Genomic DNA, 23,627 nt, shown 5'->3' on the forward strand with positions numbered 1-23,627 from the left:
CTGCGCAAGGGGCCGGTGATCGCGGCATTGTACCCGGTGGTGATGTTGTTGGCGCAACTGGCAGCGGCTGTGGCGGTCGGCGCGGGGGTGGGGGCATTGGCCTGCGCTGTGGTCTGGCCGATGGCGCCGGGGTGGGTCGGTCTTTCTGTCGCAGGAGCCTGTGCGATCGGCGTGGCGGTTTGGGTGCTGCGCTGGTGCCGCGACCGGGATGGACGGATCTTTGCCCACTACCTGATGCATGACTTCGCCCATAGCGCATCGGCGCGGGGGGGGTATCCGCCGGATCTGCGCGCACGGATGGATAGCTTTGCAGACCGGGTGGGCACAGCCCTGCAAAGCGATGTGGAAGAGGTGTTGGTCGTGGGCCATTCGTCAGGGGCGCATCTGGCGGTCAGCGTGTTGGCAGACGTGGTCCGGCGCGGGCAGGCAAACGACACGCACGCGGCCCTTGGGTTTTTGTCGCTGGGGCAGGTGGTGCCGATGGTCGCCTTTTTACCCAACGCCCAAGACCTGCGCCGCGATCTGCGCGACCTGTCGACCTGCGCGCAAATCACATGGGTGGATGTTACGGCCCCCGGCGATGGGTGCACCTTTGCGCTGTGCGATCCGGTTTCCATTTGCGGGCAGGGCACGCCTGAAAAACGCTGGCCTCTGGTCATTTCTGCGGCCTTCACCCAAACGCTAAGCCCACAGCGTTGGCGGGCGTTGCGCTGGCGGTTCTTTCGGCTGCATTTCCAATATCTCTGTGCCTTTGACCAACCCCGCGACTATGATTATTTCCAGATCACAGCAGGCCCGCGCACGCTCGGCGCGCGCTATGCAGGCCGCAGGCCGTCGGGGTCGCGCATCGAAACCGTTGTCAGCCGGTATACGGATGTAGGCGCATGACCCACCCGCCCAAACCGTCCAGCCGCGCAGATAAAGCCAGCCTGTGGCAACGCCTGCGTCTCTTTCGGCGTGATATTTTGTCGTCACAACCTGAACGGCTGTATCGGGCGTGGATGGCCGAATTTCGGACGTTGTTTTTCCGTAGTTATATGGTCAACGATCCCAGCGTCATTCGCACTGTGCTCAACGACAGACCGCTGGATTTTCCCAAATCGGGGCGCGTTGGGTCGGGGTTACAACCGCTGTTGGGCAATTCGGTGTTTTTGACCAACGGCGCCACGTGGCAACGGCAGCGGCGCATCATTGACCCCGCGTTCGAAGGCGGCCGCCTGCGCGAAACGCATCCGTCGATCTGTGCCGCAGCGCAGGCCGCTGCCGACCGGTTTGCGCAGCACGCAGGCCAGCAGATCGACATCGAACCCGAAACCAGCCACGCAGCCGCTGATGTGATCTTTCGCACGCTGTTTTCGATCCCGATAGAAGATAAGGTGGCGCGCGATGTGTTCGATGCCTTCCAAAGCTATCAACGCAGCCAGCCGATCTTGAATCTGGCGGCCTTTGTGCCGATGCCCGATTGGGTGCCGCGCGGGTACCGGCGGGCCACGCGCCAAAATGCGGCCCGGATCCGGGCGCTGATCACGCAGCTTACCACCGCGCGGCAACGCTCGATTGATGATGGCACAGCACCCGATGATCTGGCCACCAAAATCATGACCACAGCAGATCCGCAGACGGGGCAACGGTTTGATGTGCCGGAAATGGTGGATCAGGTCGCGATCTTCTTTCTGGCAGGGCATGAAACCAGCGCATCGGCGTTGGCGTGGGCGCTGTATTTGCTGGCGCTCTATCCAGACTGGCAGGACAAAGTCGCCGCCGAAGCACGTGCCGCCGACTTGTCGGAGTTTTCGCAGATGTCGCGGCTGCGGATCACCCGCGATGTGTTCCGCGAGACACTGCGGTTGTATCCGCCGGTGCCGATGATGGTGCGCCAGACAACCACGCCAGAGGTGTTTCGCAAACGCGATGTTGATCCGGGCGCGCAGGTGGTGATCAGCCAATGGCATCTGCATCGGCAAAATCGTCTGTGGGACAACCCTGACGGGTTTGACCCCGCGCGCTGGCATACGGAAAATGGCGCCAAATGCGCCCGCGATGCCTATCTGCCCTTTAGTAGTGGCCCCCGCGTGTGCCCTGGTGCAGGGTTTGCAATGATCGAGGGGGTGGTCATGTTGGCCACTATTTTGCGCGACCTTAAAGTTGTGATTGACCCTGCCGAAACACCCATTCCGGTCGCCCATTTGACCGTCAGATCGCAAAATGGAATTCGTTTGGGCATTGTCCGACGCTAACATGTACCATCCTGTGATCGACTGTTCTATGGAAAGGGCAAGGGGCCGACTAAGAAGGAACACCACAATGTCAAATCAACAAGCCATGCGTGAGCAAATGAAAACAGGTGCGGGCTTTATTGCTGCGCTGGACCAATCGGGTGGATCGACGCCAAAAGCGTTGAGCCTTTACGGGGTCGAACCTGCGGATTATTCTGGTGACGACGAAATGTTCCGCGCCATGCACGACATGCGCGCCCGGATCATTCTGGCGGATGAGTTCACCAGCGAAAAGGTGATCGGTGCGATTTTGTTTGAACGCACGATGCACGACAGCATCAACGGAACGTCGGTGGCCAAGCTGCTGTGGCGCGACCGTGGTGTGGTGCCGTTTTTGAAGATCGACAAGGGTCTCGAAGATCAAACCGACGGTGTGCAGCTGCTGAAACCAATGCCCGATTTGGAGCAAACACTGGCGGTCGCAAAGTCCAAGGGGATTTTCGGCACCAAGGAACGGTCCGTTATTCACGAGGCCGACCAAAAGGGCATCGCGGCGATTGTCGCGCAACAGTTCGAGGTGGCGCGCACGGTGATTGCGGCGGGCCTCGTGCCGATCCTTGAGCCAGAAGTGAATATCCATTCTGCCACCAAGGCCCAAGCCGAAACTCTGCTCGAGGCTGAAATATCCAAACATCTTGATATGTTAGACGACAGCGTGGATGTAATGCTAAAGCTGACCTTGCCTGACCAGGCTGGTGTTTACGACGATCTGGCAGCCCATCCACGGGTGTTGCGGGTTGTGGCTTTGTCGGGGGGATATTCCACCGATGACGCCTGCGCCAAGCTGGGTGAAAACCCGCAGATCATCGCCAGCTTTAGCCGCGCGTTGACCGAAGGGCTGAGCGTAAAAATGTCTGATCTGGAATTCAATGCGGCTCTGGGCAGCAGCATCGACAAGATCTACCGCGCGTCGGTCTGACCTGCGGCGCCGTCCTGCAGGTGCGCCAGTCGCGCCTGCAGGTCGCGCAATACAAACACACGGATCGCCGAGGCCAACCCCATTTCGGCGCCGCGATCTACATCAATTTCGGCGACCAACACATTGATTGGCTTGGATTGTTCCGCCGCGATCAGGCGCAACGCTTGCCAAAATTCATCTTCCAGTGAAATCGACGTGCGGTGCCCCTTGAGCGTCACCGAATGTTTGACAGGCCGGCTGCTCATGGGTCTCGCTTGTGCGCATCCAGGTCGCGGGCGATCTTGTCACGGTGAGCCTTTGCGGCTTCTTTTTCGGCTTTGGTTTGGCCAAAGCGCACCGCATTTTTCTCTGCCGTGGCGGTTTTAGCCGCCTTGGCACGGGCCTTACGGGCCTTGTTGAGATTAATGGGTGCGCTCATGGCTTATTTTGGTCCGATCATATTTTCCGGGCGCACGACCTCGTTGAACCGTTCTTTGGTCACAAAGCCCAAAGCAACAGCTTCTTCGATCAAGGTGGTACCGTTTTTATGCGCGGTCTTGGCGACCTTGGTGGCGTTGTCATAGCCGATCTCGGGGGCCAGTGCGGTCACCAACATCAGGCTTTCGCGCATCAGTTTTTCGATACGGTCTGCATCGGCCTTGAGATCCACAACTAGGTTGTCGGTAAAGGTTGACGCCGCATCACCCAAAAGTTGCATGGATTGCAGGACGTTATAGGCCATCATGGGTTTGTAGACGTTCAGCTCAAAATGCCCCTGCGATCCGGCAAAGCCGACGGCGGCATCGTTGCCAAAGACATGGGCGCACACCTGTGTCAGGGCTTCGCATTGGGTGGGGTTGACCTTGCCCGGCATGATCGACGAGCCCGGTTCGTTTTCTGGCAAGATCAATTCACCCAACCCGCAGCGCGGGCCCGACCCCAGCAATCGGATGTCATTGGCGATCTTGAACAGCGATGCCGCGACAGTTTTCAGCGCACCCGAAATTTCGACCATCGCGTCATGGGCGGCCAAAGCTTCGAATTTATTGGGGGCGGTCACAAACGGCAGGTCGGTGATGGCGGCCATATTCGCGGCCACGGTCACATCCCAGCCCTTGGGTGTGTTCAGCCCGGTGCCCACCGCGGTGCCACCCTGTGCCAGCTCGTAGATGCGGCCCAACGCATCACGCACGCGTTGGATGCCCATCGCCACCTGATGCGTATAGCCGGAAAATTCCTGCGACAGGGTCAGCGGTGTGGCGTCTTGGGTGTGGGTGCGGCCGATCTTGATGATGCCCTCAAAGGCGTCGACTTTGTCTTGTAGTGCGCCGTGCAGTTTTTCTAGGCCGGGCAGCAACACATCACGCGCCATCATTGCAGTGGCGATGTGCATGGCGGTGGGGAAGGTGTCGTTGGACGACTGACCCATGTTGCAATGGTCGTTGGGGTGCACGGGGTCTTTCGACCCGATCTCGCCGCCCATGATTTCGATCGCGCGGTTGGCGATGACCTCGTTGGCGTTCATGTTGGATTGGGTGCCAGAGCCCGTCTGCCAGACCACCAGCGGGAAGTTGTCGTCAAATTTACCGGCAACCACCTCGCTTGCGGCTTGTATGATCGCATCGCCGCGATCTGCGTCCAGCTTGCCCAATGCGATGTTGGCCTGCGCACAGGCTTGCTTGATCACGCCAAGCGCGCGCACTACGGCGATGGGTTGTTTTTCCCAGCCGATGGGGAAGTTCATGATAGACCGTTGCGTCTGGGCACCCCAATATTTATCAGAGGGAACCTCCAAAGGGCCAAAGCTATCGGTTTCTGTGCGGGTCTGCGCCATGATCATTTCCCTGAAATTACGGTATGGGCGGTGTACCCTTGCAGGGCGCGCGGTGCAACTGGCAGATGAGACCGCTTTGCGGGCGAGGCTGCGCTATGCCCGTTGAATAGGCGCGCGGCCGTGTTATCTAATAGACAGACCATCTTTCGCCCGGTCTGCTGTACTTTGACGAAAGGGACCCCTGTTATGACACGGACCGGCCTAATGTTTCCCCGGATGATGCGCATAGCGATGGTGTTGGCCGCGACGATGCTGGCACAGGTGGCAGGGGCCGATGTGATGCGGTTTGTCGGTGCATTTGAGGGGTCCGCGACGGTGGTGTCGGCTGATGGCAGCGCCCACAAACGTGATATGAGCGTTGAGATCGCCCAAACCCTGACTGGGTTTTCGGTCGCGTGGAGCACAAACACCTACCGCGCCGACGGATCGACCAAAGAGAAATCCTATCTGGTGGAATTTGTAGGGTCTGACCGGGCGGATGTGTATTCATCAGCCATGAAGCGTAATGTGTTTGGGCACGACGTGCAGCTGGACCCAATGAGAGGCGAGCCTTACGTCTGGAGCCGCATCAACGGTGACACACTTAGCGTGTATTCGCTGTTTGTGGCGCCCGACGGTGGATATGAGATCCAGCAGTTTGACAGAACATTGGCCGACGGCGGGCTGACCCTAGACTACAAAAGCGTCCGTAATGGCGAAGTCCAGCGCACTGTTTCGACTTTTCTGGAACGCCAGTAATTATTTGCGGAAACTGTCGAGCGAGACGACATCTGCGTCTTTCTCTTTCTTATCGTCTGTATCGGCCGGTGTTTCGGCAGGCTGTGGGTCTTTTGGGGCGGCCACGGGCAGGGGTGTGGCTCCGGTGTCGGCGGTGGCGTCATCGCCTTCGTCTTGGGTTTCAAACCGCAGCCCAAATTCCACCGACGGATCAACGAACGTTTTGATCGCGTCATAGGGAATATACAAGGGTTCGGGCGCATCGCCGAAATTCAACGTGATCGAAAACCCAAGATCCCCGACCTCAAGCCCATCGTACCAATGCTGCATCACCACCGTCATTTCGCCGGGGTATCTGTCAGACAGCCAATCGGCCAGTTCGGCGTCAGGGTGGCTGGTGTCAAAGGTGATAAAGAAATGATGCGCGCCCGGCAGCCCATGTGCGGCCACATCATCCAGCACCTTGCGGATCAGACCGCGCATGGCGTCATGCATCAGGTTGCCATAATCAATGCTGTTGCTCATGGTGTTCCTTAACATGCTGCAAAAAGGTCCTCTCAACCATAGCCGATTCCTGCGCAGAGGAAAGAGGGCGCATGCCAAATTCGGCCCCTGCGCGGTTGTGTGGTCGGTGGCGGGGTGGGTACTGCGATTTGGAGGGCAGGATGGCCCAGGTCAGGGTCATCGCAGTGTGGGGTGTTTTGTGGGGATGAAAGTGCAGGCTTCTGTTGCCAGGTGCCTGCGGACCCCGCCTTACACCGCTAAGCGCAAGGAGTTAGGTTTCAGTATCTCAGGTCGCTTACGCGGCCATTGCTACTGGAGCACGATTGTCATTTGCAATTGTACAAGTTTCGCCGATAACGGTGGCAGACAGCCGAAACAAAGCAAACCCCTTTAGACGTTCGTCGATCCTGTTTCGACCCCATGATCCCCAAATGAAGGATATTTTGGTGGAGTCGCCGGGTACCGCCCCCGGGTCCGATCCGCTTATTACGAGCGCGTTTATGTTCATAGTCCCAAGGGACGGTTCAGATATAGGCGGGTTGGCGGGTAATCTCAAGAGGCAAGCGTGGGGGATATGAAGATGAGATGTGATCGTTTGATTGGTTAACAATCATTTAATATCAATTTTTAACACGGTGTTGTTAAAGTGGGTTGCCGATTTTCCCGCACTTGTGCCTGCAACAGTTTTGTTGCGGCGGGTGGGTCAGATTGGGTTTGACCACAGCAACCCCGCAGCCAGCGCGACCTCGATCCCCGCAAAGACCAGCAGTTTACGCAGCGGTGGTTTGTCAAAAACCAGTGACACCGCGCGCCCCAGCGCAGCCCCAATAAATGCGACCCCGATCATGGCATAGGCCAACGGCTGATCCAGCCAAAGGGCGGCCCCCCCTGCGGCCACAAACAGTCCCCCCACAGAGGCCCGCATTTCGCTGAGCCCCATGGTGCTGTGGGTCGGTTCCAGATCCAGCGCGGCGGCCGTATAGCGGGGCGCCAAAAACCCAAACAACCCAAACGCAATGGTCAGTACGCAGCATGTGATCGTGATGATATCAGTCATGACGCTCACTTAGCTGCGCAAGCTGCGGCGGCAAGGGCCGTGCGCAAAACAGCGGCTGTCACGGGCCGCCGACTGTTGGTTGCCACGTGCCTTCTAAATGCGAGGCCTCGTGATCCCCCGGCCACGGGGGCATGGTGATGCAGATGAACGTCAGCGGCGCGTGCCCGACGTTGCGGTATTGAAAAGCCGTGCCGACGGGGATGTCGATCGACACACCGGGCAGCAGGCGGGTAACTTTTTCATCGGCCCCATCGCGGCGCCAAATCTCGCCCTCACCACCAAGGACGTACCAGAATTCGCTGACCGTCTCGTGGATCGTTGCGCGGTTGATCTGCCCGGCGGGCACTGTGCTGTGGATCATGTTTCCGGTTGTGCCATCCATGATAAACCGGATGTCGGCCCCCGCAGGCGAGGTCGCATCTGGGGTGAGTGGCAGGGTTGTTTCTTTCATGAACAGTGCTCCTCAAATAAGCGCACCGCAATGCGCGGCGCAGGTTTTGACCAGACGGATGTGCCTATGGCGCGACGCGCGCGCGGGCGGCAAAGACGTTTAGGGCGAGAGTTTGTGTTTCGTGTTCTAACGCCGTCAGGGCGGTCATGGCCGAGGGGCCGTCCTGGGCCTCGACGGCATTTGCGATCCCCTCATGTAGGGTGATAATGCGCGCACGGTCGCGGGCGGTGAACGTGATCATGTTCATCAAAGGTTGCATGGCTTCGACAGCGCCGGCAAGCTGATACGACAACACCGGGTTGCCCGCGCCATCCACCAAGGCCCGGTGAAAGGCCACGTCGGACGCGCAAAACGCTTCGTCCGTCAGGCCCGGCTGCGACTGGCGGTGGATTTCGGCACGCATGGTGGCCAGATGGTCGGGTGTGCGCCGGGCCGCCGACAACGGCGCGCAGGCGCGTTCTAGCGCATACCGCGCCTCGCAGGCGGTCTCAAAGCTGACGGCGTTCATGCTGAGCAATAGCGTCGATGTGGTGATCTGCTGCGGCTGCGCGGCCTCAAAGCTAAGCCGGTTCACAAACGCCCCCCCCGTTGCCCCGCGTTGGGTGCGGATCAACGATTGCGCCGCCAGCCGTTTCAGGGCCTCGCGCACAGTGGGGCGGGACACTTCGAATTCTTCGGCCAGCTCGGCCTCGGAGGGCAGGCGTTCATCGACAATCAACGTGCCGTTCACAATCGCATCGCGGATCGCTTGGGCGATTTGCGCTGACAGATCGGCGGGGCTGGACGGGTCAATTTTCATATGTCAGACATTTAATGTTTGCTCGGGTTCTCAATGTCTGGCATTTCAATCGCAAGGAGACAATACGACTCATGCACGGCACCCTGCGCACCACTCTCTGGTTGGGCTTTTTCGCGGCGATATTGGCGTCGTGGTGGGTGATGTATGCCATGAGCGTCGATATGGATCTCGACCTGCTGGGCCGGCCGGGGCCGCAGGGCCAGATGATGGCGGCGATGGACCCGCGCATGCCGATGTATATGCCGATGGCCAACTTCGGACCGCTGTTTTGGATGTGGGCGATCATGATGGCGGCGATGATGTTGCCCACGCTGGTGCCCACCTTGCGCGCCTACGAAGACCTGATGATCAGCGCCAATGGCACCCGCGCGGGGTGGCTGGGGGTGCTGCTGGGGTATGTCATCATCTGGGTGGTGTTTGCGGCCTTGATCACGGGGGCGCAACTGGCGCTGCTGTTTGGCGGTGTGGTTGATATGCTGGGTATTGCGCATAGCGCGTGGGTGGCCGGTGGGCTGCTGATCGTGGTGGGGCTGTTTCAATTCACCCGCGCCAAAGAAATCTGCCACGGGGTGTGCCATGCGCCGGGCATGTATTACCTCGGCCACTGGCGCACGGGCTTTGCTGGCGGGGTGCGCATGGGGCTGGGGCTGGGTGCGTTTTGCGTAGGCTGCTGTTGGGGCTTTATGAGCCTTGGGTTTGTGGGCGGCGTGATGAACTTGGCGTGGATGGGTCTGGCGACCTTGTTCATGGTGATCGAAAAGCTGCCCCAAGTCGGGCATATCGTGACAAAACCGATGGGCGTGCTGCTGTGTGGCGCGGGCCTTGTGGTGATAGCGGGAGGATAAGACTATGGCCAACAACAGACGCGCGGATGCAGATCGCTTGCCGATCAGTCAGCGCATTGATCAACGGATGCCCAACCCCAAACGGCGCCAATCCAGCCCGACCGAATGGGCGATCAAGGGCGAATTGTTCCTCAACTGTTCGTGCACGGTGTTTTGCCCCTGTGTGGTCAGTCTGGGCGCGCACCCACCCACCGAAGGGCACTGCCACGCGTGGATGGCGATTGCCATCGACGAGGGTCACTACGAGGGCGAAGACCTGTCGGGCCTGAACATCGGTTTGTTGGTCGATATCCCCGGCCGTATGGGCGAAGGCAACTGGAAGGTCGCGGCCTACGTAGACGAACGTGCGACCGGCAAGGCCTATAACGGCATCTTGCAGATCTTCTCGGGGGCGGCGGGCGGCACCACGGGGCTGTTTACAATGCTGGTGTCTGAAATCATCGGCGCCGAACGTGCGCCTGTGCAAATCACCCGCGAGGGCAACCGCAGATCAATCGCCATTGGCCGCAAGATCCAAGGCGAAATAGAGATGTTGGCGGGCAAAAGCCCCGACCACCCGGTGATGGTCAGCAATTCCAAATACTGGATGGGCCCGGATATCATTGCGGCCACGGGGCTCAAAAGCCGGGTGCGCGACTATGGCCGTGTCTGGGATTTTGGCGGCAAATCCGCCGAGATCTGCCCGATTGACTGGAAGGGCCCAAAACCGTGATTGAGCCGTCCTATGTACAGATGATGGCGCGCTACAACCGGTGGCAAAACGAACAATTGATGCCGGTGTTACAGGCGATGCCCGCAGAGGAGCTGTCCAAGGATCGCGGTGCGTTCTTTGGGTCGCTGCTGGGCACCGCCAACCATTTACTGTGGGGCGATACCATATGGATGAGCCGCTTTGACCCATCAGTTGCGCCGCCCGCCGTCGCGGCCGCTGATAACACGAAGCTGCACCCAACGATCCAATCTTGGGCAACCGACAGGGTGCGGATGGATGGGCACATCACCCTTTGGGCTGAGGGTCTGCGTGCCGCGGACCTGCTCGGCGATCTGGATTGGACGTCGGGGCTGTTAAAGACCGACATGCGCGCGCCTATGGCCACGGCTGTCACACATTTTTTCAACCACCAAACCCACCACCGCGGGCAAATCCATATGATGTTGACGGCAGCGGGCCAGACGGCCCCCGTGACCGATCTGATCTTCTTACCCGAGGATACCTGAGATGGCGCTGATCTCCCCGTCACGGCGGCTGCGGCGCACGCCGTTTTCCGCAGGGGTCGAGGCGGCAGGCGTCAAGGCCTACACCATCTACAACCACATGCTGTTGCCGACGGTCTTTGACAGCGTCGAGGCCGACTACCACCATCTGAAAAATCACGTGCAGGTCTGGGATGTTTCGGCGGAACGGCAGGTGGAATTGCGCGGCCCGGATGCGGCCCGGTTGATGCAAATGCTGACCCCGCGCGATTTGCGCGGCATGCTGCCGGGGCGGTGTTTTTATGTGCCCATCGTGGATGAAACGGGGGGGATGCTCAACGACCCCGTGGCGGTGAAGTTGGCCGAAGACCAATGGTGGATATCCATCGCTGACAGTGATCTGTTGTTGTGGGTCAAGGGCATCGCCAATGGCTGGCGGCTGGATGTGTTGATCGACGAGCCCGACGTAAGCCCGTTGGCCGTGCAGGGCCCCAAAGCAGAAGAACTGATGGTGCGGGTCTTTGGAGATGCCATCCGCGACGTGCGGTTTTTCCGGTTTGGGTGGTTTGAATTCGAAGGCCGTGATCTGGTAGTGGCGCGGTCGGGGTATTCGAAACAGGGCGGTTTTGAGATTTACGTGCGGGGGGCGGATATCGCGATGCCCCTGTGGCATGCGCTGTTTGCGGCGGGCCAAGACCTGAATGTGCGTGCGGGCTGCCCCAATGCGATTGAACGGATCGAGGGCGGGTTGCTGAGCTATGGCAATGACATGACCGACGACAACACCCCGCATGAATGTGGCTTGGGCCGGTTTTGTGACACGCAGACCGCGATTGGTTGTATTGGGCGTGATGCGTTGTTGCGCGTGGCCAAGGAAGGCCCGGTACAGCAGGTGCAGGCCATCGCGATTGACGGCCCCCCCGTGGCGGGGTGTGATAGGGTCTGGCCGCTTTATGGCGCGGGGCGGCGTGTGGGGCAGATTACCTCTGCCGCATGGAGCCCGGATTTCGAGACAAACGTGGCCATTGGCATGGTGCGCATGACCCATTGGGACAGCGGCACCGCACTAGAGGTCGAAACACCTGACGGGATGCGCAAGGGCGTGGTGCAACCGGGGTTTTGGGCCTGATGGCAGGGTTTGGCGGATGGGCTGGTAAAACGGCGCCCGCATCATTTGGAACAACATAGCAGGGGCAATCCCCGGGGAATGGAGAGCAAGATGTTTAACGCATTGGTGGTCAACAAAGACAAAGAGAGCGGCAAGATACAGGCTGCGGTAGAACAGCTTAATGCGGACCAATTGCCCGCGGGTGATGTGACGGTCGCGGTCGAATATTCCACGGTGAACTACAAGGATGGTTTGTGCATTGGTCCGGGGGGCGGATTGGTGCGCACCTATCCGCATGTGCCGGGGGTTGATTTTGCGGGCACGGTCGAGGCGTCGGATGACGCGCGTTATGCGCCCGGTGACAAGGTGGTGTTAACCGGCTGGCGCGTGGGCGAGGCCCACTGGGGCGGGTATGCCCAAAAGGCGCGGGTCAAGGCCGATTGGTTGGTGCCATTGCCCGCGGGGCTGGACACGCGTCAGGCGATGGCTGTGGGCACGGCGGGGTTCACGGCGATGTTGGCGGTAATGGCGTTGGAAGATCACGGATTGACCGCGGGGCAGGGCCCTGTGTTGGTGACGGGGGCTGCGGGCGGCGTCGGGTCCGTCGCGACGGCGATTTTGGCGCATTTGGGGCACGAGGTCGCGGCCGTTACCGGGCGGCCAGAGACGGCAGACTATCTTACTGGCCTTGGTGCCAGCCGCATTGTTGCGCGCGAAGACATCAACGAGACGGTCAAACGCCCCCTAGAGGCAGAGACCTGGGCCGGGTGCATTGATGCCGTGGGGGGAGCAATGCTGGCCCGTGTCTTGGGGCAAATGCAATACGGCGCATCGGTGTCGGCGGTGGGTCTTGCAGGGGGCGCTGGGCTGCCTGCGACGGTGATTCCGTTTTTGTTGCGCGGTGTGAACCTGTTGGGCATCGACAGTGTGATGCAACCCTATGACAACCGCGTGCGGGGCTGGCAACGGGTCGCCTCTGATCTGCCGATGGACAAGCTAGAGGCGATGGTACACCCGGCGACATTGTCAGACCTGCCGCAATTGGGTGCGGATATCCTAAAGGGTCAGGTCAAAGGGCGCGTTGTTGTCGACGTCAATGCCTAACGCGCCACTGAGTGTGGCGTGACCCAAAGAGAGACCTCCGCGCGGCATGCGCGGGGGGCTGACATGACGTAGGTGGTGCCACACCAACGGTCAAAGGCGCGCCTTGATGTGCGGGGGTGCATTGCACGGTTGACCTCATGCGCTGCACAGGGGACGGTGCACCCATGACACTTGATATCGACTTTGTGCGCCGCCAATTCCCCGCCTTTTCCAGCCCCGCGTTGACGGGGCAGGCATTTTTCGAAAACGCTGGTGGGTCTTATACCTGCGCGGCTGTGATTGACCGGCTGACCCGGTTCTACACAGAACGCAAGGTGCAGCCCTACGCACCCTACGAGGCAAGCCGCCTCGGGGGCGCAGAAATGGACGAGGCTCGCGCCCGTCTGGCCGCCATCATGGGGATAGAGACAGACGAGCTTAGCTTTGGCCCCTCAACCACACAAAACACCTATGTATTGGCGCAGGCCTTTGCGGACATGATGCAACCGGGTGAGGCGATTGTTGTCACCAATCAAGACCACGAGGCCAATTCTGGCCCTTGGCGGCGTCTGGTCGACCGTGGCATCGAGATCCGGGAATGGCAGATCAACCCCGACACCGGGCATCTAGACCCCAATGATCTCGAAGACCTGTTGGATGACCACGTCCGGCTGGTGTGCTTTCCCCATTGCTCCAACGTCGTGGGCGAGATTAACCCCGTCACGACCATCACCGCTACGGCCCACGCGGCGGGTGCGTTTACCTGCGTCGATGGGGTGTCATATGCGCCCCACGGTTTGCCCGATGTCGGCGCGCTGGGCCCCGACATCTACCTGTTTTCGGCGTATAAAACCTACGGGCCCCATCAGGGGCTTATGGTGATCCGCCGTGCGCTGGGCGCGCTATTGCCCAATCAGGGGCACGGCTTTAACGGCGATACGCTGTATAAACGGTTCACCCCTGCCGGGCCGGATCATGCGCAGGTGGCGGCCTGTGCGGGCATGGCTGACTATATCGATACGCTGTATGCCCATCACGTCGGCGCTGACGCACCCGCCATTGAAAGAGGCCGTGTGGTGCACGACCTGATGCGCGCCCGGGAGATCGCATTGCTAGACCCTCTGCTAGACGCGCTGTCCGGGCGCAATTCGGTGCGGGTAATCGGCCCCGGTGATGCGATCCAAAGAGCCCCGACCATCGCGTTGGCGCTGGACCGACCCGGCGCAGACATCGCCGCCGCACTGGCGCCCCTTGGCATCATGGCAGCGGGTGGTGATTTCTATGCAGGCCGGGCGCTGAAGGCCTTGGGCGTGGACCCTGAAAAGGGCGTCTTGCGTCTAAGTTTCACCCATTACACGCACAGCGATGACATAAACCGCCTTATTGCCGCGTTAGATCAAGTTTTGTGATCCTCCTGAGTGATCCAAACTGCGCCGCGTTCCGTAGCTTTTACAACTAATTGTAAAAGGTTCCCGTGTGAGCACATCTCCTATTATCGTCTGGTTCCGTCGGGACTTCCGGCTCAGCGACCATGCAGCCCTGCGCGCGGCCTGTCAGACCGGGCGGCCCGTTATCCCCATGGTCATCCACGACGGCACGGTTGCGGCATTGGGGGCGGCGCCAAAGTGGCGCATGGGGTTGGCGATCGAAACCTTTGACGCCGCGTTACGCGGGTTGGGTAGTCGGTTGGTTTTGCGGCGTGGCCCTGCTTTGGAAACGCTAGACGCAGTGATCGCCGAAACAGGGGCCGACGCTGTCTATTGGTCGCGGCTTTATGATCCGCAATCCGTGGCGCGGGACACCGCCGTGAAATCCGCGCTCAAAGCACGGGGTGTTGCGGCCAAATCCTTTGGCGGCCACCTGATGTTTGAACCCTGGAGCGTTGAGACCAAAACCGGCGGATACTACAAGGTCTACACCCCGTTCTGGAACACGGTGAAAACCCGCAACGTCGAAGCCCCCATGGCCGCACCTGCCGCCATTCCCGCGCCGCAAAACTGGCCCGCCAGCGATGATCTCTCTGATTGGCAGCTTGATGCGGCAATGAACCGGGGCGCGCAGATCGTACGACCACATGTGCGGCTGGGCGAACAGGCGGCGCGATCGCGGCTGGGCGATTTTATCGCGCAGATCGTGGCGGGGTATGACACCACGCGCGATCTGCCGGGGGTGGATGGCACATCGGGTCTGTCGGAAAATCTTGCCTTGGGCGAGATCAGCCCGCATCACTGTTGGCACGCAGGCCTGCGTGCCCGGCAAGAGGGCAAACCGGGGGCCGAGACCTTCTTAAAAGAACTGGTCTGGCGCGAATTTGCCTACCACCTGATGCACCACACGCCGCATTTGCTAACGGGCAACTGGAAACCAAACTGGGATAGTTTCCCTTGGAACACCGACGAAACCCACCCTGCGGTTCAGCGTTGGAAACAAGGCCGCACAGGGATCCAGTTTGTCGATGCGGCCCTGCGCGAAATGTACGTGACCGGCCGGATGCACAACCGAGGCCGGATGATTGTCGCGAGCTATCTGACCAAACATTTGTTGTGCCATTGGAAAATCGGGCTGGATTGGTTTGAGGACTGCCTGATTGACTGGGATCCCGCCAGCAACGCGATGGGGTGGCAATGGTCGGCAGGGTCGGGGCCCGATGCCACGCCCTATTTTCGTGTGTTCAACCCGGTGACGCAGCTCGATAAATTCGACAAATCGGGCGATTATGTCCGCCGTTGGATCGCCGAAGACCGCGCCGCACCCACCGACACGGCTATGGCTTACTTCGATGCGGTGCCGCGCCGGTGGGGCCTGTCGGCGCAAACGCCGTACCCAGACCCGGTGGTGCCTGTGGACGTCGGGCGCACACGCGCATTGGAGGCCTATGCGAACCGTGGTTTTTGATACGCCGGGGCGCCCGAAGACGCCCGTGGGTGTCTACCGCAGCGTGCAAAATGGGCGGGCAGTCGCGCACAAGCCTGCGTAACACGCTGCACAGGCGGATAAAATCAACAACTGACGCTCAAAACGACGTCGGAAACTTGCCAATAAAAATATGTCAGCCTAGCCTGACACAAATGCGAAATGGGGAACGCAGATGATATTGACGACAACTGAGGGGCAGGTGGGGTTGCCGCGCTATTTTTCGCATGTTTTTGCGATGGCGGGGGGGCTTCAAAACGGCCGGGTTGATTTTGTTTTGCCCGATGGGCGCCGGTTTCGTGCCGAAGGGCCCAACCCCGGACCGGTGGCCGAACTGCACATTCACAACGATGATCTGTTCGCCCGGTTGATCCGAGAGGGCGATCTGGGGTTTTGCGACGCCTATCTGGATGCTTGGTGGTCAACACCCGATTTGCAGGCGTTCATGGATCTGGTGCATGAGGTCGAAAACGAACATATCTATGATGGTTTTCCGGGCATGATCGTGGTGCGTAGCTTTGAAAAACTGCGGTTCTGGATGCAACGCAATCACAAGGCGCAGGCCCGCAAAAACATTAGTTTTCACTATGATTTGGGCAATGAATTTTACCGGCTTTGGCTGGATGACACGATGACCTATTCGTCGGCCATTTTCGACAGTGGCCAAGAAAGCACCGAAAAGGCGCAGATCGCCAAATACAAATCCATGGTGGATGAAATGGGCGCGCAGCCGGGTGACCATATTTTAGAAATCGGATGTGGTTGGGGCGGGTTCGCCGAATACGCCGCCAAAGAGCGCGGTTTGAAGGTGACCGGGTTGACCATATCAGAAGAGCAGATCAAATACGCGCGACAGCGTATTGATAATGCAGGACTGTCCAGTCTTGTTGATTTTAAGCTGCAAGACTACCGCGACGAAACCGGCACCTATGATGGCATCGCCAGCATTGAGATGTTTGAGGCCGTCGGCGAACGGTATTGGCCTGCGTATTTCAACGTTGTGCGTGACCGGCTGAAACCGGGTAAGGCGGCGACGTTGCAAATTATCACCGTCGCTGACAGACGTTGGAAGGTGTACAAACGTGGGGTTGATTTCATTCAGAAATACATCTTTCCCGGAGGTATGTTGCCCAGCCCCAGCGTGCTGCGCGACCAGATCGCACGGGCGGGGCTGGCGGTGGAACAGTCGGTGGAATTTGGGCACAGCTATTCTGTGACGCTGCGGCGGTGGCATGAAACGTTCAACGACAAGTGGGATCAGGTCAGCACGCTCGGGTTTGACGACAGATTTCGCCGGCTTTGGAACTTTTATTTAACCTCTTGCGCGGCAAGCTTCGACAGTTCGAATTGCGATGTCACCCAGATCACGGTCAAACGGCCGGGCTAGGGGTGCGCGCGCAAAACCGCACACATAAGGACCCGCGCAATGCCCGACGCCGCCCGCCTAATTGCTGCGCTTTGTATGTCGGGGCTTGGGTGTGTTGTGTCTTTACTGCTGATGCCGCTGATGCCGAAGCCCACTGATTTTGGGTATTTCGTGTATATCAATGGCGCTATTGGTCTGTGGGCCGGGTGGGCCGTGATGGGCAAACGGGTCGGGCAGGGCCTGACGTCTGCGATCAATACGGGCGTGGGCGGTGGTCTTGCGCTGGTGTTTTGGGGGCTATTCGTGCATGCCGGTATTGAGATGTTCGACCGGGCGATGGCAAACCGATACCACGATGTGTTTGATGCGCTACAGGCTGTTGCGTTTTTGATGGGCGAATTTGGATTGCTGCTGATTAACCCGTTGGTGATCTCTACCCTGATAACGGGGAGCATCCTTGCCGGGCTTTTGACCGAACTGGCCGGGCGCAAGTGGCGATAACGCAAGGCGGGCAGTTTTGGACGCGGTATTTTTCTTTGGCACGTTGCGGCACACACCCCTGTTAGAGGTGGTGTTGGGCGATATCACACATGTGCAAATACGACGGATGGACCTAGACGGCCACCGGGTCGAGCGTGCGGGCGATGGGTCGTTTCCGGTTATATCAGCCGCCGCTGGGTCGGTTGCGACGGGGATACTGGTAGAGGGGCTGCGTGCGCAGGACATTGCGCGGCTTGAATACTACGAAAAGACGTTTGATTGCCGGTTGGGGCAGTTGGCGTCGCGCGATGGCCCCTCTGTGCAGGCCTATCTGCCAGACGCAGGGTGCGGCCCCGTTGGCGGTGCGTGGTCCCTTGAGGACTGGGAGCGTGATTGGGCGGCGCTCAACGTGCGTGCCGCGCAAGAGGTTATGGGCTATTTCGGCCAGCGGTCGCCAACGTTGGTGGCGCAGATGTATCCGATGATCTGCGCGCGTGCGTGGTCACAGGTCAATGCCCGCCATAGCCGCCACGGTGCGGGCACCTCCGAAGGCACGATCACCGTGGCCGAACGGCGGCGCCCTTATGCGAATTTCTTTGCGTTGGATGAATTTGATCTCACCCACAGCCGTTTTGATGGCCGCAAAAGCGAAATCGCAACGCGGGCGGTGTTTATGGCGGCAGATGCCGCGTTGGTGTTGCCCTATGATCCGGTGCGTGACCGGGTGATGCTGGTGGAACAGATGCGGATGGGGCCGTTGGCCCGCGGCGATGTCACCTGCTGGCAGCTGGAACCCATTGCCGGGCGGATCGATCCGGGCGAAACGCCCGAGCAAACCGCGCGCCGTGAAGCGATGGAAGAGGCGGGGCTTGAACTGGGCGCATTGCACACCGTCAGTGAGGCCTACGCCTCGCCGGGCACTTCTACGGAATTTTATTATACCTACGTGGCGATTGCTGATTTGCCAGATGCGGCGGCCGGGCTTGGCGGGCTAGAGGCCGAACAAGAAGACATTCGGTCACATTTAATGTCCTTTGACGCCCTGATGGAGCTGTGCGACAGCCAACAGGCGGCCAATGTCCCGTTGGTGATTAGCGCCTATTGGTTGGCCCGCCACCGCGACCGATTGCGCAGCCCCTCTTGAGATCACGCGGGCGGGCCGCTAGGTGTGACGGACGTCATTCAAAGGAACCGACCCGATGCATGTTGCAAGCGATCTGGCTGCGGCCGTTGGAAACACACCGCTGATCCGTCTCAAACAGGCCAGTGAGGCCACAGGGTGTGAGATCCTCGGCAAGGCCGAATTCATGAACCCGGGCCAGTCGGTCAAAGACCGCGCGGCGCTGTTCATCATTCAAGATGCTATAAAAAAGGGGCTGTTGCGCCCCGGCGGTACGATTGTCGAAGGCACCGCAGGCAATACCGGCATCGGGCTTGCGTTGGTTGGCGCGTCTATGGGGTTCAAAACGGTGATCGTGATCCCCGAGACGCAGAGCCAGGAAAAGAAAGACATGTTGCGTCTGGCCGGTGCCGAACTGGTGCAGGTGCCTGCCGCGCCTTACCGCAACCCCAATAATTTCGTGCGCTACTCCGAACGGCTTGCGCAGCAACTGGCCCGCACCACCAACGAAGGTGTGATTTGGGCCAATCAGTTTGACAATGTGGCCAATCGTCAGGCCCATATTGACACCACCGCCCCAGAGATTTGGGACCAGACCGACGGTAAAGTAGATGGCTTCATCTGCGCGGTGGGGTCTGGTGGTACGTTGGCGGGGGTGTCGGCGGTGTTGCAACCCAAGGGCGTGAAGATCGGCTTGGCCGACCCTGACGGCGCATCGTTGCACAATTTCTACACCAAGGGCGTGTTGGAAATGTCCGAGGGGTCGTCGATCAACGAAGGTATCGGGCAGATCCGCATCACCAAGAACCTCGAAGGGTTCACGCCGGACTTTAGCTATAACATCCATGACGCCGAGGCGCTGCCTGTGGTGTTTGATTTACTGCAGCACGAAGGCCTGTGTTTGGGCGGGTCGTCGGGGGTGAATATCGCGGGCGCCATACGCATGGCGCGCGACATGGGGCCGGGGCACACCATCGTGACCATCCTGTGTGATTACGGGACGCGCTACCAATCCAAGCTGTTCAACCCTGAGTTCCTGAAAGACAAAGGCTTGCCTGTTCCAGGGTGGTTAGACCGTGCGCCTGCCAGCATTCCGGGCGTTTTTGAAGACGTATGAGCCGGGTGCTCCATCTTGTGCAGGCATGTGTTGTTGCGTGCCTGCTGTTGGTGGGGTCGCAGGCCTTTGCCCAAGACGGGGCAGGGGTTAACCCGCAGGCTTGGGAAAGTGTGGCCCGACTGGCCGAAGATGCGATTGACCGCGATACGGCCAGCAACGAACGATTCGAACGGCTGCGCGCGGAAATCGCGGATTACCGCACCAGTTTCACCGCAGGCAGTCAGGCCAACGCTGACCGGATCGCGACGCTGCGCAGCCAGATAGAGGCGCTGGGGCCGGTGCCTGAAAATGGCCAAGAGGCCGCGGATATCGCCGCGCGCCGCGGGACGTTGGAAGATCAACTTGATACGCTTTTGGCCCCGGTGCGGGTGTCCGAAGAAGCCTTTCGCCGTGCCGATGGTTTGATCCGTGAGATTGATGCCATCATCCGAGAACGGCAAACCCGGCGCCTGCTAGCGCTGGGGCCGTCGCCGCTGAACCCTGTAAATTGGCCCGGCGCGTTTGAGGACACCGGCACGATCATGGGGGGGTTAGCGCAAGAGCTTGAGACCCTAAAAGACCCCGCGCGGCGCCAGCAAATGGCAGATAACCTGCCGGTGGTGGTTGTGTTGTTGGCGGTGGCCTTTGCGCTGATCATCCGGGGGCGGCATTGGGCTGGCATTGGGCTGACGCATTTGCGCGCATGGGGCGGGCGCGGGTCTGGGGTGTGGCGGTTTTTGGTGTCGCTGCTGCGGATTTTGCTGCCGTTGATGGGGTTGCTTGTGCTGACCCGAGCGTTGCGGATGACGGGGCTGGCGGGCACGCGGGTGGATCAACTGCTCGAGGCGCTGCCGCTATTTGGGCTTGTGTTACTGGGGTTTCGCTGGCTGGCTGAACGGCTGTTTGCGCGCATCGCCGAAGACGCGCTGATCGCGCTGCCCGATGCCAGGCGTGCGGCTGTGCGGTTTTACATGCTGGTGCTGTCGATCTTGTTTGTGTCGCGCGGGTTGGTGGATCTGTTGGTCGGTTTCGAACAGGTTAACCCGGCAACAGATGCGGTGCTGGCGTTTCCGATTGTGGTGCTGATTGCGCTGATGATGGTCCCCATCGGGGTGATTCTACGCAGCTATAGCATCGATGACCCGTCCAAAGGTACGGGTCTGGCGCGGGCGATCCGTCTCAGCGGGACAGCGCTGATTGTGGTGTCCGTTGTGTCGACGATCATGGCCGCGGTTGGTTACGCCGAAGCCGGCAACGCAGTGCTCTATCCGACGTTGGTGAGCCTGCTGATCTTGGGGTTTGTGCTGACGCTGCAACGGTTTTCGGCAGACTTATATGGGCTCGTGACCGGGCAGGGCGAGGCCGCGCGTGATGCCCTTGTGCCGGTGTTGGTGGGCTTTGGCTTGGTGATCGGCGCGCTGCCTGTTTTGGCGCTGGCATGGGGCGCGCGGGTGGCGGATCTGACAGAGATCTGGGCGATGTTAGGCCGCGGTTTTAAGATCGGCGACACGCGCATTTCCCCCGGTGATTTTGTCACCTTCGCGGTGATCTTTTGTGTGGGTTATTCGCTGACAGGCTTGTTGCAAAGCACGATGCGGACGAATGTTTTGCCCAAGACCCGCATGGACATTGGTGGGCAAAATGCCGTCGTGTCGGGGCTGGGGTATCTGGGGGTTTTTCTGTCGGCGGTGTTGGCGATCACCGGGGCGGGGATCGATTTGTCGTCGCTTGCGATTGTCGCAGGGGCGCTGTCTGTCGGGATCGGGTTTGGCCTGCAAACCATTGTTCAGAACTTTGTGTCGGGGATCATCTTGTTGATTGAACGCCCTATTTCCGAAGGCGACTGGATAGAGGTCGGCGGGCAAATGGGGTACGTCAAGGACATCTCGGTCCGCGCCACTCGGATCGAAACCTTCGACCGCACCGACGTGATTGTCCCCAACGCCGATCTGGTCTCCGGCACGGTCACGAACTACACGCGCGGCAACAAAGTGGGGCGTCTGATTGTGCCGATTGGCGTGGCGTATGGCACTGATACGCGCCGGGTTGAGGGGATCCTCAAACAGATCGCCGAAGATCAACCTATGGTGCTGCGAAACCCTGCGCCTATGATTTTGTTCAACAATTTTGGTGCGGATGCGCTGGAATTTGAGATCCGGGTGATCTTGCGTGATGTGAACTGGATGATGACCGTCAAGAACGACATCAACCATGCTATTGCCGAACGGTTCGCCCAAGAAGAGATCGAAGTGCCATTTGCGCAGCGTGATGTGTGGTTGCGCAATCCTGAGACCTTGAAAGGCGGCATCGCCCCTTCAGGCTCCGACGCCGAGACGGCGTAAGCACGGTCTTTCGGCGCTGCATTTTGGACATTCAGATTTTGGACGCAACAAGGGCGCATTTGGCGCTTGCAAAGGGCGGTGTTGCCGCGTTAAACCCCGCCCAACGGAGCGGTGGCCGAGTGGTCGAAGGCGCACGCCTGGAAAGTGTGTAGGCGGGAGACCGTCTCCAGGGTTCGAATCCCTGTCGCTCCGCCACTACCACATTTTGTTGGGTTTGAATGGGTCGCTTTGGGCGGCCTTTTTCGTTTTACCGTTGGCTTTAGGGCAATGCGTGCTTTACTTTGAGTTTTTTCGATGGTGCCTATATTCTTTCCATGAGTGGTATGGATTGTGGTATTTTTGAAATGGCCTTAACTGGCAAGCTGACCAAGAAACTTGTCGAAAACCTTGGCCCTGGGCGTCATGGCGACGGGGGCGGGTTGTATCTGGTCGTTGATTCATCCGGTGCGCGGCGCTGGATTGTGCGCGTGGTGGTCAAGGGGCAGAAGAACAAGAAGGGCGCGCCGCTGCGGACGGATTTCGGATTGGGCGGTGCGGATATTGTCACGATCAATCAGGCCCGCGAACGGGCGCTGGAATATCGCCGCATGGCCAAAGCCGGGCTGAATGCTCGTTTCAATGCCAAGCGCGACATCCCGAGTTTCGAGGAATTCGCCAAGTAGGTTCATATCGACCGAATGCCCACGTGGAAGAACGCCAAACATGGTCAACAATGGATCAACACGCTGCGCGATTACGCCTTTCCCAAGATTGGCCGCATGCCGATTGACAGCATTCATCAGCCCGAAGTGATGATGTGTCTCGCTCCGATCTGGACCGACAAACACGAAACCGCGAAACGTCTGGCGCAACGGATCAAGACGGTGCTGGATGTGGCGCGCTCAAAAGGGTTCCGCGATGGCGAAAACCCGGTGACGGCGATCAAGGACGCGCAGGCGTTGCCCAAAGTGAAGGCCAAGGTGCAACACCACAAGGCGATGCACTGGCGTGGTGTGCCAGCTTTCTATGCCGATTTGCGGGGGCGCAATGCGATGGCGGCCAAGGTCCGGGTTATTGAGGGGCAGGGCTACACCAACTTGGGCCTGTCGCGCAAGGGTTATGCCGGATCGGCCAAGATCAACGCCGTTGTGCGCGCCGCTTTCGAAGCGGTTCAGATGCCGCAATATACGCCGCACGCGCTACGCAAGACACTGGTGAAGTTCGGCGATGTGAAATGCACGACGATGGAAGAATGGAAAGCATGGTCAATGAACCTCGGCCATGAGAGCATGGCAACCACGTTCAATTCCTACCTGCCGGTAACAACCGAACGCCAGATGGAGTTGATCCGAAAGATGTCGGAGTGAACCCGAACGAGCAGCGAAACTTCGCTGCGTGGCGTATCAAAGGCAGCTTTGGGCGGGAAGCATGCGTAATTGGGCTGACCCTGCACTTTGGTCGAGCTCCCGATAGGATCACAGCATAGCTGTGAACAAGGGAGACAGTAAATGGAATGTTACGCTGGGTTAGACATATCGCTTCGGTCGTGCGCGTTGTGCATCGTC

General features: G+C 59.5%; 25 protein-coding genes, 1 tRNA gene and 1 other RNA gene. 19 read left to right on the forward strand and 8 right to left on the reverse strand.

Features of this window, described 5'->3' with window-relative positions:
* From ABJH13_RS15785 to ABJH13_RS15795, 3 genes are all read left to right on the forward strand, one after another.
* Positions 1-888: hypothetical protein (locus ABJH13_RS15785; protein ID WP_348407180.1), on the forward strand; the 888-nt coding region annotated here is incomplete at its 5' end.
* Complete coding sequence (locus ABJH13_RS15790) at positions 885-2,237, forward strand: cytochrome P450 (RefSeq protein ID WP_348407181.1); 1,353 nt, start codon at positions 885-887, stop codon at positions 2,235-2,237. The genes ABJH13_RS15785 and ABJH13_RS15790, both read left to right, overlap by 4 nt.
* 67 nt (positions 2,238-2,304) lie before the next feature.
* A complete protein-coding gene (locus ABJH13_RS15795) occupies positions 2,305-3,195 on the forward strand; it encodes a fructose bisphosphate aldolase (RefSeq protein WP_348407182.1) in 891 nt (296 codons plus the stop codon).
* Here the strand turns inward: ABJH13_RS15795 and ABJH13_RS15800 are convergent.
* The 3 genes from ABJH13_RS15800 to fumC are packed head-to-tail and all read right to left on the reverse strand — an operon-like array spanning position 3,177 to position 5,008.
* Positions 3,177-3,440 carry a ribbon-helix-helix domain-containing protein gene (locus ABJH13_RS15800; protein ID WP_348407183.1) on the reverse strand — a complete coding sequence of 88 codons (264 nt, stop codon included), beginning with the start codon at positions 3,438-3,440 and terminating at the stop codon, positions 3,177-3,179. The genes ABJH13_RS15795 and ABJH13_RS15800 overlap by 19 nt on opposite strands.
* Positions 3,437-3,613 carry a DUF4169 family protein gene (locus ABJH13_RS15805; RefSeq protein WP_348407184.1) on the reverse strand — a complete coding sequence of 59 codons (177 nt, stop codon included), beginning with the start codon at positions 3,611-3,613 and terminating at the stop codon, positions 3,437-3,439. The genes ABJH13_RS15800 and ABJH13_RS15805 overlap by 4 nt, the downstream gene beginning before the upstream one ends.
* Before the next feature lie 3 nt (positions 3,614-3,616).
* A complete protein-coding gene (gene fumC, locus ABJH13_RS15810) occupies positions 3,617-5,008 on the reverse strand; it encodes a class II fumarate hydratase (RefSeq protein ID WP_348407185.1) in 1,392 nt (463 codons plus the stop codon).
* Positions 5,009-5,194: 186 nt separating this feature from the next.
* On the opposite strand from fumC, the gene ABJH13_RS15815 reads away from it, so the two are divergent.
* The gene (locus ABJH13_RS15815) at positions 5,195-5,746 is read left to right on the forward strand and encodes a hypothetical protein (RefSeq protein WP_348407186.1); all 552 of its coding nucleotides are present in this window, start codon (positions 5,195-5,197) and stop codon (positions 5,744-5,746) included.
* Here the strand turns inward: ABJH13_RS15815 and ABJH13_RS15820 are convergent, their stop codons facing one another.
* The 5 genes from ABJH13_RS15820 to ABJH13_RS15840 form a co-directional block, all read right to left on the reverse strand.
* Positions 5,747-6,250: a ClpXP protease specificity-enhancing factor SspB gene (locus ABJH13_RS15820; RefSeq protein WP_348407187.1), complete on the reverse strand. Its 504-nt coding sequence runs from the start codon at positions 6,248-6,250 to the stop codon at positions 5,747-5,749.
* A 189-nt stretch (positions 6,251-6,439) separates the two neighbouring features.
* Positions 6,440-6,789: a transfer-messenger RNA gene (gene ssrA, locus ABJH13_RS15825) on the reverse strand.
* Between the two features lie 143 nt (positions 6,790-6,932).
* Complete coding sequence (locus ABJH13_RS15830; RefSeq protein ID WP_348407188.1) at positions 6,933-7,286, reverse strand: DUF4345 family protein; 354 nt, start codon at positions 7,284-7,286, stop codon at positions 6,933-6,935.
* A gap of 58 nt (positions 7,287-7,344) precedes the next feature.
* On the reverse strand, positions 7,345-7,737 hold the full coding sequence (locus tag ABJH13_RS15835) for a cupin domain-containing protein (protein WP_348407189.1): 393 nt from the start codon (positions 7,735-7,737) through the stop codon (positions 7,345-7,347).
* A gap of 64 nt (positions 7,738-7,801) precedes the next feature.
* Positions 7,802-8,536 (reverse strand): FCD domain-containing protein, encoded by a 735-nt coding sequence (locus ABJH13_RS15840; protein WP_348407190.1) that lies wholly within the window; start codon positions 8,534-8,536, stop codon positions 7,802-7,804.
* A 71-nt stretch (positions 8,537-8,607) separates the two neighbouring features.
* On the opposite strand from ABJH13_RS15840, the gene ABJH13_RS15845 reads away from it, so the two are divergent.
* From ABJH13_RS15845 to ABJH13_RS15915, 15 genes are all read left to right on the forward strand, one after another.
* Positions 8,608-9,381 (forward strand): DUF2182 domain-containing protein, encoded by a 774-nt coding sequence (locus ABJH13_RS15845; RefSeq protein WP_348407191.1) that lies wholly within the window; start codon positions 8,608-8,610, stop codon positions 9,379-9,381.
* A gap of 4 nt (positions 9,382-9,385) precedes the next feature.
* Positions 9,386-10,093 (forward strand): DUF1326 domain-containing protein, encoded by a 708-nt coding sequence (locus tag ABJH13_RS15850; RefSeq protein ID WP_348407192.1) that lies wholly within the window; start codon positions 9,386-9,388, stop codon positions 10,091-10,093.
* A complete protein-coding gene (locus ABJH13_RS15855; protein ID WP_348407193.1) occupies positions 10,090-10,599 on the forward strand; it encodes a DinB family protein in 510 nt (169 codons plus the stop codon). Before ABJH13_RS15850 ends, ABJH13_RS15855 begins: the two co-directional genes overlap by 4 nt.
* A gap of 1 nt (position 10,600) precedes the next feature.
* On the forward strand, positions 10,601-11,704 hold the full coding sequence (locus tag ABJH13_RS15860; RefSeq protein WP_348407194.1) for a dimethylsulfoniopropionate demethylase: 1,104 nt from the start codon (positions 10,601-10,603) through the stop codon (positions 11,702-11,704).
* Positions 11,705-11,794: 90 nt separating this feature from the next.
* Positions 11,795-12,787: an acryloyl-CoA reductase gene (gene acuI / locus ABJH13_RS15865; protein ID WP_348407195.1), complete on the forward strand. Its 993-nt coding sequence runs from the start codon at positions 11,795-11,797 to the stop codon at positions 12,785-12,787.
* Between the two features lie 164 nt (positions 12,788-12,951).
* On the forward strand, positions 12,952-14,175 hold the full coding sequence (locus ABJH13_RS15870) for an aminotransferase class V-fold PLP-dependent enzyme (protein WP_348407196.1): 1,224 nt from the start codon (positions 12,952-12,954) through the stop codon (positions 14,173-14,175).
* Between the two features lie 67 nt (positions 14,176-14,242).
* Complete coding sequence (locus ABJH13_RS15875; RefSeq protein WP_348407197.1) at positions 14,243-15,661, forward strand: deoxyribodipyrimidine photo-lyase; 1,419 nt, start codon at positions 14,243-14,245, stop codon at positions 15,659-15,661.
* A gap of 193 nt (positions 15,662-15,854) precedes the next feature.
* On the forward strand, positions 15,855-17,066 hold the full coding sequence (locus ABJH13_RS15880; protein ID WP_348407198.1) for a cyclopropane-fatty-acyl-phospholipid synthase family protein: 1,212 nt from the start codon (positions 15,855-15,857) through the stop codon (positions 17,064-17,066).
* A gap of 39 nt (positions 17,067-17,105) precedes the next feature.
* Positions 17,106-17,546, forward strand: coding sequence for a TrgA family protein (locus ABJH13_RS15885; protein ID WP_348407199.1), 441 nt, complete (start codon positions 17,106-17,108; stop codon positions 17,544-17,546).
* A gap of 16 nt (positions 17,547-17,562) precedes the next feature.
* Positions 17,563-18,669 carry an NUDIX domain-containing protein gene (locus ABJH13_RS15890; RefSeq protein ID WP_348407200.1) on the forward strand — a complete coding sequence of 369 codons (1,107 nt, stop codon included), beginning with the start codon at positions 17,563-17,565 and terminating at the stop codon, positions 18,667-18,669.
* A gap of 55 nt (positions 18,670-18,724) precedes the next feature.
* Positions 18,725-19,762 (forward strand): cysteine synthase A, encoded by a 1,038-nt coding sequence (locus ABJH13_RS15895; RefSeq protein ID WP_348407201.1) that lies wholly within the window; start codon positions 18,725-18,727, stop codon positions 19,760-19,762.
* Entirely contained in the window at positions 19,759-22,083 is a 2,325-nt protein-coding gene (locus tag ABJH13_RS15900; RefSeq protein ID WP_348407202.1) for a DUF3772 domain-containing protein, read from the forward strand. The genes ABJH13_RS15895 and ABJH13_RS15900 overlap by 4 nt, the downstream gene beginning before the upstream one ends.
* A gap of 105 nt (positions 22,084-22,188) precedes the next feature.
* Positions 22,189-22,278: transfer RNA gene (locus ABJH13_RS15905), tRNA-Ser, on the forward strand.
* A gap of 86 nt (positions 22,279-22,364) precedes the next feature.
* A complete protein-coding gene (locus ABJH13_RS15910; protein WP_348407203.1) occupies positions 22,365-22,745 on the forward strand; it encodes an Arm DNA-binding domain-containing protein in 381 nt (126 codons plus the stop codon).
* A gap of 15 nt (positions 22,746-22,760) precedes the next feature.
* Positions 22,761-23,429, forward strand: coding sequence for a hypothetical protein (locus ABJH13_RS15915; protein ID WP_348407204.1), 669 nt, complete (start codon positions 22,761-22,763; stop codon positions 23,427-23,429).
* Positions 23,430-23,627: the final 198 nt, after the last annotated feature.

The sequence above is a fragment of the Roseobacter sp. genome (assembly GCF_039970775.1).
Taxonomy (GTDB): domain Bacteria; phylum Pseudomonadota; class Alphaproteobacteria; order Rhodobacterales; family Rhodobacteraceae; genus Roseobacter.

Excerpts from the sequence above, each read along its gene's own strand:
- ABJH13_RS15790 (WP_348407181.1), top strand. The coding sequence starts at position 885 with ATGACCCACCCGCCCAAACCGTCCAGCCGCGCAGATAAAGCCAGCCTG.
- ABJH13_RS15795 (WP_348407182.1), top strand. The coding sequence starts at position 2,305 with ATGTCAAATCAACAAGCCATGCGTGAGCAAATGAAAACAGGTGCGGGC.
- ABJH13_RS15800 (WP_348407183.1), bottom strand. The coding sequence starts at position 3,440 with ATGAGCAGCCGGCCTGTCAAACATTCGGTGACGCTCAAGGGGCACCGC.
- ABJH13_RS15805 (WP_348407184.1), bottom strand. The coding sequence starts at position 3,613 with ATGAGCGCACCCATTAATCTCAACAAGGCCCGTAAGGCCCGTGCCAAG.
- fumC (WP_348407185.1), bottom strand. The coding sequence starts at position 5,008 with ATGGCGCAGACCCGCACAGAAACCGATAGCTTTGGCCCTTTGGAGGTT.
- ABJH13_RS15815 (WP_348407186.1), top strand. The coding sequence starts at position 5,195 with ATGACACGGACCGGCCTAATGTTTCCCCGGATGATGCGCATAGCGATG.
- ABJH13_RS15820 (WP_348407187.1), bottom strand. The coding sequence starts at position 6,250 with ATGAGCAACAGCATTGATTATGGCAACCTGATGCATGACGCCATGCGC.
- ABJH13_RS15830 (WP_348407188.1), bottom strand. The coding sequence starts at position 7,286 with ATGACTGATATCATCACGATCACATGCTGCGTACTGACCATTGCGTTT.
- ABJH13_RS15835 (WP_348407189.1), bottom strand. The coding sequence starts at position 7,737 with ATGAAAGAAACAACCCTGCCACTCACCCCAGATGCGACCTCGCCTGCG.
- ABJH13_RS15840 (WP_348407190.1), bottom strand. The coding sequence starts at position 8,536 with ATGAAAATTGACCCGTCCAGCCCCGCCGATCTGTCAGCGCAAATCGCC.
- ABJH13_RS15845 (WP_348407191.1), top strand. The coding sequence starts at position 8,608 with ATGCACGGCACCCTGCGCACCACTCTCTGGTTGGGCTTTTTCGCGGCG.
- ABJH13_RS15850 (WP_348407192.1), top strand. The coding sequence starts at position 9,386 with ATGGCCAACAACAGACGCGCGGATGCAGATCGCTTGCCGATCAGTCAG.
- ABJH13_RS15860 (WP_348407194.1), top strand. The coding sequence starts at position 10,601 with ATGGCGCTGATCTCCCCGTCACGGCGGCTGCGGCGCACGCCGTTTTCC.
- acuI (WP_348407195.1), top strand. The coding sequence starts at position 11,795 with ATGTTTAACGCATTGGTGGTCAACAAAGACAAAGAGAGCGGCAAGATA.
- ABJH13_RS15870 (WP_348407196.1), top strand. The coding sequence starts at position 12,952 with ATGACACTTGATATCGACTTTGTGCGCCGCCAATTCCCCGCCTTTTCC.
- ABJH13_RS15880 (WP_348407198.1), top strand. The coding sequence starts at position 15,855 with ATGATATTGACGACAACTGAGGGGCAGGTGGGGTTGCCGCGCTATTTT.
- ABJH13_RS15885 (WP_348407199.1), top strand. The coding sequence starts at position 17,106 with ATGCCCGACGCCGCCCGCCTAATTGCTGCGCTTTGTATGTCGGGGCTT.
- ABJH13_RS15895 (WP_348407201.1), top strand. The coding sequence starts at position 18,725 with ATGCATGTTGCAAGCGATCTGGCTGCGGCCGTTGGAAACACACCGCTG.
- ABJH13_RS15900 (WP_348407202.1), top strand. The coding sequence starts at position 19,759 with ATGAGCCGGGTGCTCCATCTTGTGCAGGCATGTGTTGTTGCGTGCCTG.
- ABJH13_RS15915 (WP_348407204.1), top strand. The coding sequence starts at position 22,761 with ATGCCCACGTGGAAGAACGCCAAACATGGTCAACAATGGATCAACACG.